The sequence below is a fragment of the Planococcus sp. S3-L1 genome, assembly GCF_030063085.1.
Taxonomy (GTDB): domain Bacteria; phylum Bacillota; class Bacilli; order Bacillales_A; family Planococcaceae; genus Planococcus; species Planococcus kocurii.
Genome location: NZ_JASISN010000024.1, coordinates 35,597 through 51,030, shown reverse-complemented (window position 1 = coordinate 51,030; position 15,434 = coordinate 35,597). Strand labels below are relative to the sequence as shown.

Below are 15,434 nucleotides of genomic sequence, written 5' to 3'. Positions count from 1 at the left end.
TTGCGCAAGCAAGTAAGATCCCTCAAAGACGATGAGGTAGATAGGTTCGAGGTGGAAGCGTAGCGATACGTGCAGCTGACGAATACTAATCGATCGAGGACTTAACCAACACACTGTATGCGAAAAAACTTGCTTGTTTCACCTGTCGTTTATCCAGTTTTGAAAGAATAAGCCCAAGTTTTTGTAAAAAAAGCTTGAAAAAAACCAGTACCACTGGTATAATAAATCTTGTCTTTCAAAACCAAATAGTCCAGTGATGATGGCAAAGAGGCCACACCCGTTCCCATCCCGAACACGGCAGTTAAGCTCTTTTGCGCCGATGGTAGTTGGGGGTTTCCCCCTGTGAGAGTAAGACGTCGCTGGGCACATGAAAAAAAGTCGTTACCGATTCCGGTAACGGCTTTTTTTGTGTGAAGAAAATAATGAAGTAAATCTTCATGCACTTTGATTAAGTAATACATGAGGGTTGTGCTATTGAATACAACCTGCTCGTGCAAAAATGCCATAAGGATTTACAGTCAAATCACATATAAAGTTGTCGGTCAACAGCATGCGTCGGAAGCTGATAAGCGACAAAACTGGTGTTTGGACAGTTTCTTAAAAGAAAATTGTAGATTATCGTAGCCAGTCAAACACTTAGAAAATAAAAATAGCTCAAGTGGATACACCGTAGTTAATGCGAATCAACTAAAGGAGTGTTCCCAAATGAGCGATGCCCCTGTGATATTACGGGAAGGTGTGCGAATCGAGTGTTATTGTCTGAAAGAAAATATTACTGTCCTATATAGCGAAACAGCTAGAACGAAGCAAAAGCACCATCCACTATGAAGTGAAACGCTGTAAGCTTTGCCACGCTCTGTTGGCACAGGCTGATTACAAAGCCAGACGTGATAGACGATCGGTCAATCAAGAAGATGTCGATTATAACCTGTCAAACTAAAGCACGACTGGTCACCAGAATGCCTCGTCGGACGGTACTGGAAAATGCATCAAAAATCTTTTCCCATCCGTGTTTCGAGCATTACCGGTACGGGACTCTCGGCTTGTTCAACCTGTCCCAAAAGCTACTGATCCGCAAAGAAAGTTAAAGAGTAACGAGGTGAACCGCGAGGCAAGCTGCCTTGTCTGAAAAAGATCCATGTACGTTTGGCGCCTCGAAGCCAAGTGGGACATTGGGAAATCGATAGCGTTATCGGCAAATCGCACAAGAGCCAGATTTTCACATTGACGGAACGTACCACCCGTTTTGAGAAGAACTATAAGTTAGCTGCGAAAACGGCAAGTGAAACCACACAGGCCATCATCCATGTGTTGAAAAACCTGCCAAAAAAAGTGGTGAAACCCATTACCGTCGACCGGGGCATGGAATTTCACGGCTAGATCGATGTGGAGAAAGCGTAGAGATCCCGTTTTACTTCTCGGATTTGAGTGTTCCTGGTCGGCGTGGCACGAATGAGAAGAGTAACGGTGGTATTCGGCGCACGTATCCAAAAGGCATCGACTTTAGCCGCATGACCTAAAAAGAGATCTCAAACTTTCTACTGGTATTCCACCAAGTTCCCCGGAAAATATTGAATTACAATACGCCCTTTGAAGTGTTCATGAATTTCTTGCCATGTTCGACTTGAATTGACAATTTACGAATACAACTTCACAAAGACACATAATCGGTATCTCAAACAGCTAGATGCTTGTGTCTTATACGTTTGACTGAGAAGCTTTAGTACATAGAAGTGTTGTTTGATTTAGGAGAAAAGGATTAGATGGCCTCAGCGCGTTTTACACATGGTAGCGATTGCTTTGACCGAAACGTTACAGACTGGTGAAACCCGGATTTCATGTTCTTCAAGGCCAGGTGAAAAGAAGAGACGATGCCGATTCAGTGAGCGCGATTGTGACGTGCTTAGCGGGTAAGTAAAGTCGCGTGTGACAATGCATTTTTTTCCAGCAGGCGGTCGATAAGACGACATTCTCTTTCGTCTGGATAACGAAATCTTATTTGCTGTTGAAATAGATAGGGTTTTGAAACGGGATGAGCCGAGAGTCGACAAATTTTCGCTAATCGGTCCATCGTGTATCAGACCGGTGTTTCTACCACGCGATACGGCACGTAGCTTACATGGAGCTTAATGCCGAGCCTTTCGCTGTGATAAAGCACCTATGAAAGACGATTTTTCCCTGCGATAAGGGGAGTGGAATGCACTAAAAAGAGCGAGTTAAGAATTTTGAGCAAACGTTATGATGGCCGATTGTATTTGTTTATAATCATATTTTCTTTTTGGAAAGCGTTGAGTACTACTCCTGCGGAAGTTCCACCATTTCCGAAACTGCTGGCAGTAGGAGAAACTGCGTCACCAAGTACTTCATCTTATTTGTCCTTAGGAAGTTTTTGTGCAGTATCTTAGTACCTGATAAGTTCGGGAATCTGTTCTTCTATAAGAAACTTTTGGAGTGAATTTGAAAACAATACACGCTATTGTATCTATCTATAGTAACTTGCCATAGTTCTGTGCATTGTTATTTTGTGTTGTACAGGTAGTAAAGCTTACCGAAGAATTGCTGTTTGGGTATCGTATATAAAGAGTTAGGTCTAACGTCGGTAAATCGAAATCAAAGTGATTGTTTACCTGTTAGTTTATTTAAAAGACTTCGAGCAACTAAATCAGGAAATCAAACTCTTTAGAGTTTCTTTAGAAATTGACTTTCAAGGATTTTTTAGAATAAAGTAAGTAGTTAGTCGAAGACACACTATTAGTACCGACTACCGCCACGTTACCTAACCAATTTTATAAAAATTCTATTATCTCTACAAAGAGCCAATTGATAGTTACTCGCTATAGACAATTTGATGTGCTAACGTTTGGAGTAGAAAAATATGAAGCATTAGACAAACACTTAATACACAAGGCTTTTCTCTCTTGCATTCTTAAGATTTTTAACATAGTATGAAAATTAATTGTTAATGAAAATCAGAGGGGTGTAGAGATTGGATATAAACCCATGGATTATGGTGCTAATAATTTTTTCGATCAATATTGTGTATGTAACTTTTTTCACATTGCGAATGATTATGACGTTAAAAGGCTATCGCTATTTAGCAGCAGCCGTTAGTATGGTAGAGGTTGTTATATACATAGTAGGACTTGGATTGGTTCTTGATAATCTTGATCAAATTCAAAACTTGGTTGCTTATGCATTAGGTTATGGATCAGGGGTTGTTATCGGTTCTAAAATCGAGGAAAAAATGGCTCTTGGTTATATTACGGTAAACGTTATTACGAGTGAAGCCGGAGAGTATTTGCCTAAGCAACTTCGCGAAAAAGGCTACGGTGTCACGGATTGGAATACCAATGGGCGTGACGGGGATCGGCAATCGATGCAAATTTTAACTCCGCGAAAAATGGAACTAAAGCTATACAAAGCGATTCAAGAACTCGATCCAAAAGCTTTTATTATTGCGTATGAACCTAAAACAATTCATGGCGGATTTTGGGTAAAGTCAGTGAAAAGGGGTAACTTATTTAAATGAGTAAGAATACAGTGTGGTTTGAAGTTGAAGAACATGAATCTATTTCGGAATGTCTGGATCGGATGAAAGCGGAAGGCTACGCAGCAGTTGGACGAAAAGAGGAGCCTCTGTTTCAGGAAGTAAATGGCCAACCAGTACCTATTAGGCAAATCGTCAAGTTTAAAGGAGATAAACTAGAATAAAGATAAGTCAGACCTTATAAAGACGAACGATTAAATAATTGTATAACTTATTGTTCGACTTTATCATTGACGTAGTTTCGTCGTCTTGTTATGATAAGTGAGGATACCCCATATATGCAGAAGAATTGGCTTCTGCGTCTCTACCAGGACACCGTAAATGTCCGGACTATGCGGGAAAGCAACTTATTGGTCGTAAAGCGAAGGATGTGCTTCTTTATGCCATCATTTAAAATTCGTATCATTTACAGTCCTTAAGTAAACTGCTTTTCACGTAATGTGAGCAGTTTACTTAAGGACTTTTTATTTTTTAAAAGGAGAGTGCAATCGATGAATCCGCGAATTGGCGTCATTATGGGAAGTACGAGTGATTGGGAAACAATGAAGCATGCGTGTGATGTATTAGATGAACTGGGGTTAAGCTACGAGAAGAAAGTGGTTTCAGCACACCGGACACCGGATTTAATGTTTAGCTATGCAGAACAAGCACGTGAACGTGGATTGCACGTGATTATTGCAGGGGCAGGCGGTGCTGCTCATTTGCCAGGTATGGTAGCAGCCAAAACAACTTTACCAGTTATCGGTGTACCTGTTCAATCAAAAGCGTTAAACGGCTTAGATTCCTTATTATCAATCGTTCAGATGCCTGGCGGAGTTCCAGTGGCGACTGTCGCTATCGGCAAAGCTGGAGCTGTAAATGCGGGGTTACTAGCAGCGCAAATACTGGGGACGGTAGATGAGCAGGCAGCACAAGCATTGCAGGAAAGAAGAGATCGCATCACAGCAGCAGTTCTAGAAAGTTCGGGGGATTTGGTATGACAAAAACCATATTACCTGGACAAACGATTGGCATTATCGGCGGCGGTCAATTAGGACGCATGATGGCGCTTGCTGCAAAAGAAGCAGGATTTAAAATTGCTGTTCTCGATCCAGCTATGGATTCACCAACAGGTCAAGTTGCGGATATCCAAATTGTTGCACCGTTTAATGATCAGCATGCGTTAGAAGAGTTAGCTGAAGTGAGTGACGTCATTACTTATGAGTTTGAAAATATAGATGTAGAAGGGCTATCAAAATTAGCAGAAATCGCTTATGTGCCGCAAGGTTCTGAATTGATTCGTGTGACACAAAATCGAATTGTTGAAAAACAAGCGATTTCTGAAGCTGGTGCTGTCGTGGCAGATTATGTTACAGCTTCTACGTTTGAAGAGTTAAAAGAAAAAAGTAGTCAATTGTCATTTCCATTCGTTGTGAAAACAGCACGAGGTGGGTATGACGGCAAGGGGCAACAAACTGTTTCTTCTATAGAAGAACTTTCTTTAGCCAAAAGATTATTCACAAATGGCGAATGTGTTGCTGAAGCTTTTGTAGAATTTACAAAAGAAATTTCCGTTATTATTCAACGCAACGTACACGGTGAAACAGCTATTTTGCCGATTGGTGAAAATATTCATAAAGACCATATTTTGCATGAGACGATTGTTCCAGCAAGAATCGATAAAAAGACAATAGATGAGGCGAAAAAAGCAGCTGAGAAAATTGCGACTCATCTCAATATGGTAGGCACATTAGCCGTTGAAATGTTCGTGTTAGAAGACGGTGGCATTATCGTCAATGAATTGGCGCCACGTCCTCATAATTCAGGTCATTATTCAATCGAAGCGACAAACATATCGCAGTTCCATCAACATATCCGTGCCATTTGTGGCTGGCCACTAAGACAGCCAATCCTTTGGTCTCAAGCAGTAATGGTCAACGTGTTAGGTGAGCATGTCGCGCCACTTGCTTCAAAAATAGCACAATTTCCAAATTGGTCGATTCATTTGTATGGAAAAGACGAAGCAAAGCAGAAACGGAAGATGGGACATGTTACGATATTAACGGAAGACTTAGAGGCAACTTTAGGTGAAATAGATAGATCTGGCATTTGGCCAGAATAATTGGAGGAACTAATTTATGATCGCACGTTACACAAGACCCGAAATGGGCGCAATTTGGACAGAAGAAAACAAGTACAATGCATGGCTAGAAGTAGAAATCCTAGCATGTGAGGCTTGGGCTGAAATTGGAGATATTCCAAAAGAAGACGTAGCCAAAATTCGTAAAGACGCTTCTTTTTCAGTAGATCGCATTTTGGAAATTGAAGAAGAAACACGTCATGATGTAGTTGCTTTCACAAGAGCAGTATCCGAAACGCTTGGCGAAGAACGCAAATGGGTTCATTACGGCTTAACTTCAACAGACGTTGTTGATACCGCATTGTCTTACTTGTTAAAACAAGCAAACGTCATTATCCGTAAAGACTTAACAAACTTTATCGGAATTCTTGCGAATAAAGCAAAAGAACATAAAATGACGGTCATGATGGGCCGTACACATGGTGTGCATGCAGAACCAACAACTTTCGGTTTGAAACTTGCATTATGGCACGAAGAAATGAAACGTAACTTAGAACGTTTCGAAGCGGCAGCAGCTTCAATTGAAACAGGCAAAATGTCTGGTGCAGTTGGAACGTACGCTAATATTGATCCATTTGTTGAAGCATATGTTTGCAAAGAGTTAGGTCTTGCAGCATCACCTATTTCCACACAAACATTGCAACGCGATCGTCACGCACAGTATTTAAGTGTACTCGCATTGATTGGTTCATCTGTTGAGAAATTTGCGACAGAAATTCGCGGATTGCAAAAATCGGAAACACGCGAAGTAGAAGAGTTTTTCGCAAAAGGTCAAAAAGGTTCTTCTGCAATGCCGCATAAACGCAACCCAATTGGTTCTGAAAACATGACGGGTCTTGCACGTTTAATCCGTGGATACATGCTAACAGCTTACGAAAACGTATCTTTATGGCACGAACGCGACATTTCGCATTCATCAGCAGAGCGTGTGATTTTACCAGATGCAACGATTGCGCTTAACTACATGTTAAATCGTTTCGGTAATATCGTGAAAAACTTAACGGTGTTCCCTGAAAACATGAAACGCAATATGGATTCAACACTCGGATTGATTTATTCACAGCGTGTGTTGTTGGCATTGATCGATAAAGGGATGGCTCGCGAGGCAGCTTACGATACCGTTCAGCCATGTGCGATGGAAGCTTGGGAAAACCAAACGCATTTCCGCAAAATTGTGGAAGCAAATGACACGATTACAGCTAAACTATCTAAAGAAGAGTTGGATGATTGCTTTGATTACAATCACCACTTGCAACAAGTAGACATGATTTTCAACCGACTTGGATTAAACTAAACGGGGGCTTCTGAAAATGGAAAAAGGTCAGCTATTGTACGAAGGAAAAGCAAAACGTCTGTATGCAACGGATGAACAGGGAATTTTGTGGGTGGAATATAAAGATTCAGCAACGGCTTTCAACGGTGAGAAAAAAGAAGAAATTACCGGGAAAGGCATTTTGAACAATAAAATCACGTCACTGATTTTCACAAAATTGCAGGAAGCAGGCATTGCGTCTCATTTCGTTAAGCAATTGTCTGATCACGAACAATTGGTGCAAAGTGTAAGCATCATTCCATTGGAAGTAGTGGTCCGGAACATCACAGCGGGCAGCATGGCCAAACGTCTTGGCATTGAAGAAGGCGTGGCCATTAGCCGTCCGGTTGTGGAGTTCTATTTGAAAGATGATGAATTGGGCGATCCACTAATTACAGATGATCATGTTGATATGCTAAAGCTGGCAACTGCAGAGGAAGTGGCAGTGCTCAAGCAAAAGGCACGCGAAATTAATGGAGTGTTAATCGGCTTTTTTAAAGAAATTGGCGTAGATCTTGTTGATTTTAAAATTGAATTTGGCCGAGATGAAAATGGTCAAATCTTATTGGCAGATGAAATTTCGCCGGACACTTGCCGGCTTTGGGATATGAAAACAAAACAAAAGCTTGATAAAGACGTATTCCGCCGCAATCTCGGGAATTTGACAGAAGCGTACGAACTCATTTTAACTCGTCTAGGAGGACAACACTCATGAAAAAAGTAAAAGTATACGTAACATTACGTGAAAGTGTATTGGACCCACAAGGTTCTGCAGTTATGGGCTCTCTTCATAAAATGGGCTATGATGAAGTGGCAGATGTACGAATTGGCAAATACCTAGAATTGGTTATTGAAGACAGCGAACGCAATGTAGATTCTTTAGTAAATGAATTATGTCATCGACTTTTAGCAAACACTGTAATTGAAGATTACCGTTATGAAATTGAGGAGGTTGTCTCGCAATGAAATTCGCAGTAATTGTTTTCCCAGGCTCGAATTGTGATTTGGATATGTACCATGCGGTCAAAGATGAATTAGGTGAAGAAGCAGAATACGTATGGCATGACTCAAAAGATTTGAGCAGCTATGACGGGATTTTACTACCAGGCGGATTTTCATACGGCGATTACTTGCGCTGCGGCGCGATCGCTCAATTCTCTGGAGTCATGGATGAAGTAAGAAAAGCAGCTGAAGCAGGCAAGCCGGTTCTTGGAATCTGTAATGGTTTCCAAATCTTAACGGAAGCGGGCCTTTTGCCAGGCGTTCTTTTACGAAATAAAAACTTGAAGTTCATGTGCCGTACTGTTGGATTGAAAGTAGAAAACAACAATACCTTGTTCACAAATGAATACGAACAAGGTGAAGAAATCCAAATTCCAATCGCTCACGGAGAAGGCAATTATTATTGCGATGATGCGACATACAATCACCTTAAAGAAAACAATCAGATCGTCTTTACGTATGCAGATGATTTTAACGGCAGTCGAAACAACATTGCAGGAATCATCAACGAACGCGGAAACGTGCTAGGCATGATGCCGCATCCTGAACGTGCAGTATCAGAGTTAATCGGCGGCAAAGATGGCTTGGCTTTATTTAGATCAATCGTTAAACAGTGGAGGGAATCACATGTCAGTCATGCTTGAACCAAATGCTGCTCAAATAAAAGAACAAAAAGTATATCAACAAATGGGCTTATCGGACGCGGAATTTGAAATGGTTGAAACGATTTTAGGAAGATTGCCAAACTACACGGAAACAGGTTTGTTTTCAGTTATGTGGTCTGAGCATTGTTCGTATAAAAACTCGAAACCCGTTCTTGCGAAATTCCCGACTAAAGGTGAACGTGTTCTTCAAGGACCTGGTGAAGGTGCTGGGATTGTCGACATCGGTGACGGACAAGCGGTCGTTTTCAAAATGGAATCGCATAACCACCCATCGGCTATTGAACCTTATCAAGGAGCGGCTACTGGAGTTGGCGGCATTATTCGTGACGTTTTTTCAATGGGCGCACGTCCAATTGCCTTACTTAACTCATTACGCTTTGGTGAATTAACAACGCCGCGAGTAAAATACTTGTTTGAAGAAGTTGTTGCGGGAATTGCGGGATACGGAAACTGTATCGGAATCCCAACAGTGGGCGGAGAAATTCAATTTGATGAATGTTACGATGGCAATCCATTAGTGAACGCGATGTGTGTCGGATTGATTAATCATGAAGACATTCAAAAAGGAATTGCAAAAGGTACAGGTAACCCGGTCATGTACGTTGGCGCTAAAACAGGACGCGACGGCATTCACGGAGCCACTTTTGCTTCTGAAGAACTAACAGACGGCTCAGATAAAAACCGTCCTGCAGTACAAGTGGGTGACCCGTTTATGGAGAAACTGTTACTTGAAGCTTGTTTAGAACTAATCAAGTCAGATGCATTAATCGGGATTCAAGATATGGGTGCTGCTGGACTGACTTCTTCTTCGGCCGAAATGGCTTCTAAAGCCGGATCTGGTATTGAAATGGATTTGGATCACATTCCACAGCGTGAAACAGGGATGACAGCATACGAAATGATGCTTTCTGAATCTCAAGAACGGATGTTAATCGTGGTTAAAGCAGGTCGTGAGCCTGAAATCGTTGAGTTGTTCGAGAAATACGGGTTAGATGCCGTGACAGTTGGTACGGTAACAGATGATTCGACATTGCGTTTAAAACATAAAGGTGAAATTGTTGCAGAAGTTCCTGTTGACGCACTTGCAGAAGATGCGCCGGTTTACCATAAGCCTTCAGCTGTACCTGCGTACTTTACAGAGTTCCAACAAATGGACAACGTAGAGCCAAAAGTAACGGATTTCAATGAAACCTTAACAGCTTTATTAAAACAACCGACGATTGCTTCTAAAGAGTGGGTTTATGATCAATACGACCACCAAGTGCGTACAAGCACTGTGGTAAGCCCAGGGTCGGATGCGGCAGTTGTACGCGTTCGCGGAACAAACAAAGGTTTAGCCATGACGACGGATTGTAACTCGCGCTATATTTATCTAGATCCAGAAGTGGGCGGTAAAATTGCGGTAGCAGAAGCAGCACGTAATGTTGTCGTATCAGGTGCGAAACCACTTGCCATCACGGATTGCTTAAACTTTGGGAATCCAGAAAAACCAGAAATCTTCTGGCAGTTAGAAAAAGCAGCAGACGGTATGTCTGAAGCATGTACCATCTTAGATTCTCCAGTTATCGGCGGAAACGTCTCGTTATACAATGAAACAAACGGAACGGCTATTTATCCAACACCAACAATCGGTATGGTCGGACTTGTTGAAGACCTTGCACATGTAACAACGCAAGACGTTAAAACACAAGGCGACTTTGTTTACTTGATTGGTGAAAGCTTTACAGAATTTGGCGGAAGTGAATTACAGAAGATGGTCGAGGGACGTATTTTCGGTAAAGCACCAGCGATCGATTTAACAGTCGAAGCAAAACGCCAACAAGAAATTTTATCGGCGATTCAACAAGGACTCGTTGCATCTGCACATGACGTTGCTGAAGGTGGCGTGGCTGTCGCATTGGCTGAAAAAACCTTTGGTAACGGATTAGGCATGGAAGTCACGTTGTCTGGATCCCCAACAACTGCTTTGTTCAGCGAATCGCAATCACGCTTTGTGGTAACAGTTAGCCCAGAAAACGCAGAGCAATTCGAGAAAGTCGTAACAGATGCTAAGAAAGTCGGCCAAGTCACGGGAGACAAATTTGTAATTAACGGTGAAGACGGTACGACTTGGATCGACGAATCCGTCGCAACGCTTCGCTCAGCTTGGAAAGGAGCTATCCCATGCTTGCTGAAATCAGAAGCTTAAATGAAGAATGTGGTGTCTTTGGAATATGGGGACATCCGAATGCGACGCAATTGACGTATTACGGATTGCACGCTTTACAACACCGCGGTCAAGAAGGCGCTGGAATTGTTTCAACTGATGGAGAAGGCCTACGTCCGTTAAAAGGTGAAGGTATGGTCAGTGAAGTGTTCACGCCTGAAAAAATAGAGAAAATAGCAGGACATGCCGCAATAGGGCATGTTCGCTATGCAACAGCAGGGGGCAGCGGCATTGAAAATGTTCAGCCTCTCCTCTTTAATTCAACTACCGGTAGCTTGGCAATTTCACATAACGGAAATTTAGTTAATGCCACACAATTAAAAGGGCATTTAGAGCGTCAAGGAAGTATCTTCCAAACAACTTCAGATACAGAAGTATTGGCTCACCTGATTAAACGAAGTGGCTATGCGACGTTTGAAGAAAAAGCAAAAAATGCATTATCGTTATTAAAAGGTGCTTTTGCATGTGTGATTTTGACGGAAGAAGCGATGTATATTGCGCTAGACCCGAATGGTTTGCGTCCATTATCACTTGGTAAATTGGGCGATGCGTGGGTGACGGCTTCTGAAACGTGTGCGTTTGATATTGTGGGAGCAGAATTTGTTCGATCAGTTGAGCCGGGCGAATTTTTAATCATTACGAAAGACGGCATGCGTGCAGAACGCTTTGCTTATCCAGAAGAGCGTTCAATATGTACGATGGAATATGTATACTTTTCTCGTCCAGACTCGGATATCGATGGTATCAACGTTCACGCTGCGAGAAAACGTCTAGGCGTGCAATTAGCAAAAGAAGTACAAATTGAAGCGGACGTTGTCACAGGTGTTCCGGATTCGAGTATTTCAGCTGCAATTGGCTACTCGGAACAAAGCGGCATACCATATGAGCTCGGCATGATTAAAAACCGTTATGTCGGACGTACGTTTATCCAACCTTCACAAGATTTGCGCGAACAAGGGGTCAAGATGAAACTTTCGCCAGTGCGTCAAGTTGTGAAAGGCAAACGTGTGATTATGGTGGACGATTCAATTGTTCGTGGTACAACGTCACGACGCATTGTCAACTTACTAAAAGAAGCAGGTGCGACAGAAGTACATGTGGTCATTAGTTCACCTCCAATCAAAAATCCATGTTTTTATGGTATTGATATTAGTACAGCAGGTGAGCTCATCGCTGCTAACAATACAATAGAAGAAATGCGTGAAATTATTGGTGCAGATTCGTTAACATTCTTATCAGTTGACGGTATGGTTCAAAATATTGGACGTACAGATCCCGGATCAAAATGTGGACATTGCTTAGCTTGTTTTACAGGAGAATACCCGACCAATATTTATCCCGATACAGTATTACCGCACGAAAAAGAAAAAGTGAAATAAGGGGGAACCGGTGTGTCAAAAGCATATGAAAAAGCAGGCGTTAATATCGAAGCTGGCTATGAAGCAGTAAATCGCATGAAATCGCATGTAGAACGTACAGCGCGTAAAGGAATGCTCGGTGCGTTTGGTGGATTTGGTGGCATGTTCGATTTGTCTGAGTTGAATTTGAAAGAACCGGTTCTTGTGTCTGGAACAGATGGCGTTGGTACAAAATTAAAGCTTGCGTTCATGGCAGATCGTCACGATACAATCGGCATCGATTGCGTAGCAATGTGTGTCAATGACATCGTTGCACAAGGTGCAGAGCCTTTGTTTTTCTTAGATTATATTGCAGTAGGTAAAGCAATTCCTGAGAAAATCGAACAAATCGTTAAAGGTGTAGCAGATGGCTGTGTGCAATCAGGTGCGGCACTTATTGGCGGAGAAACGGCAGAAATGCCAGGACTTTATGAAGAAGATGAATACGATATTGCTGGATTTGCGGTTGGAGCTGCGGAGAAATCCAAAATCGTAACTGGCGAAAAAATCGCAGCAGGAGATGTGTTAATCGGACTTGCATCTAGCGGCATTCATTCAAACGGTTATTCACTTGTGCGTCAAATCGTCTTTGAACAAAATCAATTTACACTAGATCAACAAGTTGAAGGTTATGAAGCGCTTGGACCAATTGGTGAAGCGTTGTTAACTCCTACAAAAATTTACGCAAAAGCAGTAGCTGCGATTGGCAAGGAGATTGAAATTCACGGTATGGCACATGTGACAGGTGGCGGATTTATCGAGAACATTCCACGGATGATGCCAGAAGGCTTAGGCGCGGAAATTTCTCTTGGCAGCTGGCCAGTACTTGATATTTTCAAGTTGCTGAAAGAAAAAGGCGAGTTGGCAGACCGCGACTTGTACTCAGTTTTCAACATGGGAATTGGTTTTGTTCTAGCTGTAGCACCTGAAGATGCAGAAAAAGTGTTGGAAATCGCTAAAGCGAATGGTGAACAAGCTTTTCAAATTGGCCGTGTTTCAAGCTCGCAGGGTGTTCAATTCCAAGGTCAACAGGATGGCACATTAGATGAAAACTAAAACAAAGATTGCTGTTTTTGCATCTGGCAATGGCTCTAATTTTCAAGCCATTGCAGACGCAATTGCGGCTGGTAATTTAGAGGCTGAACTCATGCTTGTTGTAACCGATAAGCCAAAAGCATTTGTATTAGAACGTGCGAAAAAAGCAGGCGTAGCCTCTTTTTCCTTTATTCCTTCTGAATACGATTCAAAACAATCTTACGAAGAGATGTTGAAGGGAAAATTGCAAGCACTTGGAGTGGAATGGGTGGTCCTTGCAGGCTATATGCGTTTGATAGGTCCGGTTTTACTTGAAGCATATGAAAATCGCATTGTGAATATTCATCCTTCTGTTTTGCCAGCGTTTCCAGGTAAAGACGCGATTGGTCAAACACTCGCCGCAGAAGCAATAAATGCAGGTGTCACTGTACATTATGTAGACGCTGGAATGGATACAGGTCACATTATTGCACAACAATCATTCCCGGTATTAGGTCGTGGACGTGAAAAAGTCGAGCAACAGATCCATCAGATTGAACATGAATTATATCCTGCAACATTGCAGCAATTATTCGACCGGTAAACTGTCGGTCTTAATCTATAGGAGGACTATTTGTGAAAAAAAGAGCATTACTCAGCGTATCGGATAAATCAGGGATTTTGGAATTTGCACAGGAATTGGAAAAAATGGGCTATGAACTGTTATCGACAGGCGGCACTAAAAAATTTCTTGAAGAAAACGGCGTTGCGATTACAGCCGTAGACGAAGTTACGAAATTTCCAGAAATTTTAGGTGGACGTGTAAAAACCTTGCATCCGCTTGTACACGGTGGACTATTAGCCAAACATGATGATGCAGAACATCAAAGTCAAATGGCTGAAAACGGCATTTCGCCGATTGATATTGTCTGCGTTAATTTATACCCGTTCCGTGAAACCATCGTAAAACCAGACGTGACAGTTGATGATGCGATTGAAAACATCGATATTGGCGGTCCAACCATGTTGCGTTCTGCTGCAAAAAATCACGCATACGTTACAGTCATTGTCGATGCGGCTGATTACGCTGAAGTATTGACGGAATTACAAAACAAACAATCTACAACTCCTGAAACGAGACGACGTTTAGCAGCAAAAGTCTTCCGCCATACAGCGGCTTACGATTCATACATCTCTAATTATTTGACTGACTTGACAGGTGAAGAATATCCGGATCAATTGACGCTTACGTACGAATTGTCTCAAACGCTTCGTTACGGTGAAAATCCTCATCAAAAAGCTGCTTTTTACCGTAGTCCGCTTGGCTCAAGTTTCTCAATTGCCAACGCACATCAAGTACATGGCAAGGAATTATCGTACAACAATATTCAAGATGCCAATGCTGCTCTTCAAATGATTAAAGAATTCAAAATGCCAGCAGCAGTTGCTGTCAAACACATGAATCCATGTGGTGTTGGTACAGGTAAAACAATCGCGGATGCCTTTGGTAAAGCTTATGAAGCAGATTCAACGTCAATTTTTGGTGGAATTGTTGCTTTAAATCGTGAAGTAGATGCGGATACAGCCAAACAATTAGCGACGATTTTCTTAGAGATTATTATTGCACCATCATTTTCTGATGAAGCAATTGAATTGCTGACCCAAAAGAAAAATATCCGTCTATTAACGATTCCATTCGATAGTAAAATTAGCGACAAATGGAACACGGTAACAGTAGAAGGTGGATTATTAATTCAACAACCAGATGTTTTTGGCTATGACGATGCGGCTATTCAAGTTGCTACAGATCGTCAACCGACAGCAGCAGAGCTTGAAGCGTTGAAACTGGGCTGGAATGTTGTAAAACACGTAAAATCCAATGCCATTGTTGTATGTAATTCGGAAATGACTTTAGGAATTGGTGCAGGTCAAATGAACCGTGTTGGTTCTGCTAAAATTGCGTTAGACCAAGCAGGCAGTGCTGCAGAAGGTGCAGTTATGGCATCAGATGCGTTCTTCCCGATGAATGATACAGTAGAAGCAGCTGCAAAAGCAGGCATAAAAGCGATTATTCAACCAGGTGGTTCGAAAAAAGATCAAGAGTCGATCGATAAAGCGAACGAATACGGAATTGCTATGGTCTTTACGGGCGTCCGTCATTTCAAACATTAA

14 protein-coding genes, 2 rRNA genes and 1 riboswitch are annotated in these 15,434 nt (G+C 42.0%); all 16 genes read left to right on the top strand.

Going from position 1 to position 15,434, the window contains the following annotated elements; all coding sequences use genetic code 11:
• A 23S ribosomal RNA gene (locus tag QMF37_RS16200) occupies nt 1-109 on the top strand; the annotation flags it as partial.
• 140 nt (nt 110-249) lie between these two features.
• Nucleotides 250-365: ribosomal RNA gene (rrf, locus tag QMF37_RS16195) — 5S ribosomal RNA — on the top strand.
• 781 nt (nt 366-1,146) lie between these two features.
• Nucleotides 1,147-1,380 (top strand): IS30 family transposase, encoded by a 234-nt coding sequence (locus QMF37_RS16190; RefSeq protein WP_481861838.1) that lies wholly within the window; start codon nt 1,147-1,149, stop codon nt 1,378-1,380.
• A gap of 1,627 nt (nt 1,381-3,007) precedes the next feature.
• Nucleotides 3,008-3,529 (top strand): DUF2179 domain-containing protein, encoded by a 522-nt coding sequence (locus tag QMF37_RS16185; RefSeq protein WP_058386945.1) that lies wholly within the window; start codon nt 3,008-3,010, stop codon nt 3,527-3,529.
• The gene (locus QMF37_RS16180; RefSeq protein WP_058386064.1) at nt 3,526-3,711 is read left to right on the top strand and encodes an NETI motif-containing protein; all 186 of its coding nucleotides are present in this window, start codon (nt 3,526-3,528) and stop codon (nt 3,709-3,711) included. The genes QMF37_RS16185 and QMF37_RS16180 overlap by 4 nt, the downstream gene beginning before the upstream one ends.
• Nucleotides 3,712-3,799: 88 nt before the next feature.
• Nucleotides 3,800-3,900: riboswitch (purine riboswitch) on the top strand.
• Between the two features lie 138 nt (nt 3,901-4,038).
• Nucleotides 4,039-4,527 (top strand): 5-(carboxyamino)imidazole ribonucleotide mutase, encoded by a 489-nt coding sequence (gene purE / locus QMF37_RS16175; RefSeq protein ID WP_078080209.1) that lies wholly within the window; start codon nt 4,039-4,041, stop codon nt 4,525-4,527.
• Nucleotides 4,524-5,648 carry a 5-(carboxyamino)imidazole ribonucleotide synthase gene (gene purK / locus QMF37_RS16170; protein ID WP_071153245.1) on the top strand — a complete coding sequence of 375 codons (1,125 nt, stop codon included), beginning with the start codon at nt 4,524-4,526 and terminating at the stop codon, nt 5,646-5,648. Before purE ends, purK begins: the two co-directional genes overlap by 4 nt.
• Before the next feature lie 16 nt (nt 5,649-5,664).
• The gene (gene purB / locus QMF37_RS16165; RefSeq protein ID WP_071153246.1) at nt 5,665-6,960 is read left to right on the top strand and encodes an adenylosuccinate lyase; all 1,296 of its coding nucleotides are present in this window, start codon (nt 5,665-5,667) and stop codon (nt 6,958-6,960) included.
• Nucleotides 6,961-6,976: 16 nt separating this feature from the next.
• Nucleotides 6,977-7,693 (top strand): phosphoribosylaminoimidazolesuccinocarboxamide synthase, encoded by a 717-nt coding sequence (purC, locus tag QMF37_RS16160; protein ID WP_071153247.1) that lies wholly within the window; start codon nt 6,977-6,979, stop codon nt 7,691-7,693.
• Complete coding sequence (gene purS, locus QMF37_RS16155; protein WP_058386059.1) at nt 7,690-7,944, top strand: phosphoribosylformylglycinamidine synthase subunit PurS; 255 nt, start codon at nt 7,690-7,692, stop codon at nt 7,942-7,944. The genes purC and purS overlap by 4 nt, the downstream gene beginning before the upstream one ends.
• Nucleotides 7,941-8,624: a phosphoribosylformylglycinamidine synthase subunit PurQ gene (gene purQ, locus QMF37_RS16150; protein ID WP_049695147.1), complete on the top strand. Its 684-nt coding sequence runs from the start codon at nt 7,941-7,943 to the stop codon at nt 8,622-8,624. The genes purS and purQ overlap by 4 nt, the downstream gene beginning before the upstream one ends.
• Nucleotides 8,608-10,833, top strand: a complete 2,226-nt coding sequence (gene purL, locus QMF37_RS16145) for a phosphoribosylformylglycinamidine synthase subunit PurL (RefSeq protein ID WP_071153248.1) — start codon at nt 8,608-8,610, stop codon at nt 10,831-10,833. Before purQ ends, purL begins: the two co-directional genes overlap by 17 nt.
• A complete protein-coding gene (purF, locus tag QMF37_RS16140; protein ID WP_038705370.1) occupies nt 10,809-12,230 on the top strand; it encodes an amidophosphoribosyltransferase in 1,422 nt (473 codons plus the stop codon). The genes purL and purF overlap by 25 nt, the downstream gene beginning before the upstream one ends.
• Before the next feature lie 12 nt (nt 12,231-12,242).
• Complete coding sequence (gene purM / locus QMF37_RS16135; RefSeq protein WP_071153249.1) at nt 12,243-13,304, top strand: phosphoribosylformylglycinamidine cyclo-ligase; 1,062 nt, start codon at nt 12,243-12,245, stop codon at nt 13,302-13,304.
• Nucleotides 13,294-13,866, top strand: coding sequence for a phosphoribosylglycinamide formyltransferase (purN, locus tag QMF37_RS16130; RefSeq protein ID WP_071153250.1), 573 nt, complete (start codon nt 13,294-13,296; stop codon nt 13,864-13,866). The genes purM and purN overlap by 11 nt, the downstream gene beginning before the upstream one ends.
• Before the next feature lie 32 nt (nt 13,867-13,898).
• Nucleotides 13,899-15,434, top strand: a complete 1,536-nt coding sequence (gene purH, locus QMF37_RS16125) for a bifunctional phosphoribosylaminoimidazolecarboxamide formyltransferase/IMP cyclohydrolase (protein WP_071153251.1) — start codon at nt 13,899-13,901, stop codon at nt 15,432-15,434.

Coding starts and splice junctions, on each gene's coding strand:
- QMF37_RS16185 (WP_058386945.1), top strand. CDS start 3,008: ATGGTGCTAATAATTTTTTCGATCAATATTGTGTATGTAACTTTTTTC.
- QMF37_RS16180 (WP_058386064.1), top strand. CDS start 3,526: ATGAGTAAGAATACAGTGTGGTTTGAAGTTGAAGAACATGAATCTATT.
- purE (WP_078080209.1), top strand. CDS start 4,039: ATGAATCCGCGAATTGGCGTCATTATGGGAAGTACGAGTGATTGGGAA.
- purK (WP_071153245.1), top strand. CDS start 4,524: ATGACAAAAACCATATTACCTGGACAAACGATTGGCATTATCGGCGGC.
- purB (WP_071153246.1), top strand. CDS start 5,665: ATGATCGCACGTTACACAAGACCCGAAATGGGCGCAATTTGGACAGAA.
- purC (WP_071153247.1), top strand. CDS start 6,977: ATGGAAAAAGGTCAGCTATTGTACGAAGGAAAAGCAAAACGTCTGTAT.
- purS (WP_058386059.1), top strand. CDS start 7,690: ATGAAAAAAGTAAAAGTATACGTAACATTACGTGAAAGTGTATTGGAC.
- purQ (WP_049695147.1), top strand. CDS start 7,941: ATGAAATTCGCAGTAATTGTTTTCCCAGGCTCGAATTGTGATTTGGAT.
- purL (WP_071153248.1), top strand. CDS start 8,608: ATGTCAGTCATGCTTGAACCAAATGCTGCTCAAATAAAAGAACAAAAA.
- purF (WP_038705370.1), top strand. CDS start 10,809: ATGCTTGCTGAAATCAGAAGCTTAAATGAAGAATGTGGTGTCTTTGGA.
- purN (WP_071153250.1), top strand. CDS start 13,294: ATGAAAACTAAAACAAAGATTGCTGTTTTTGCATCTGGCAATGGCTCT.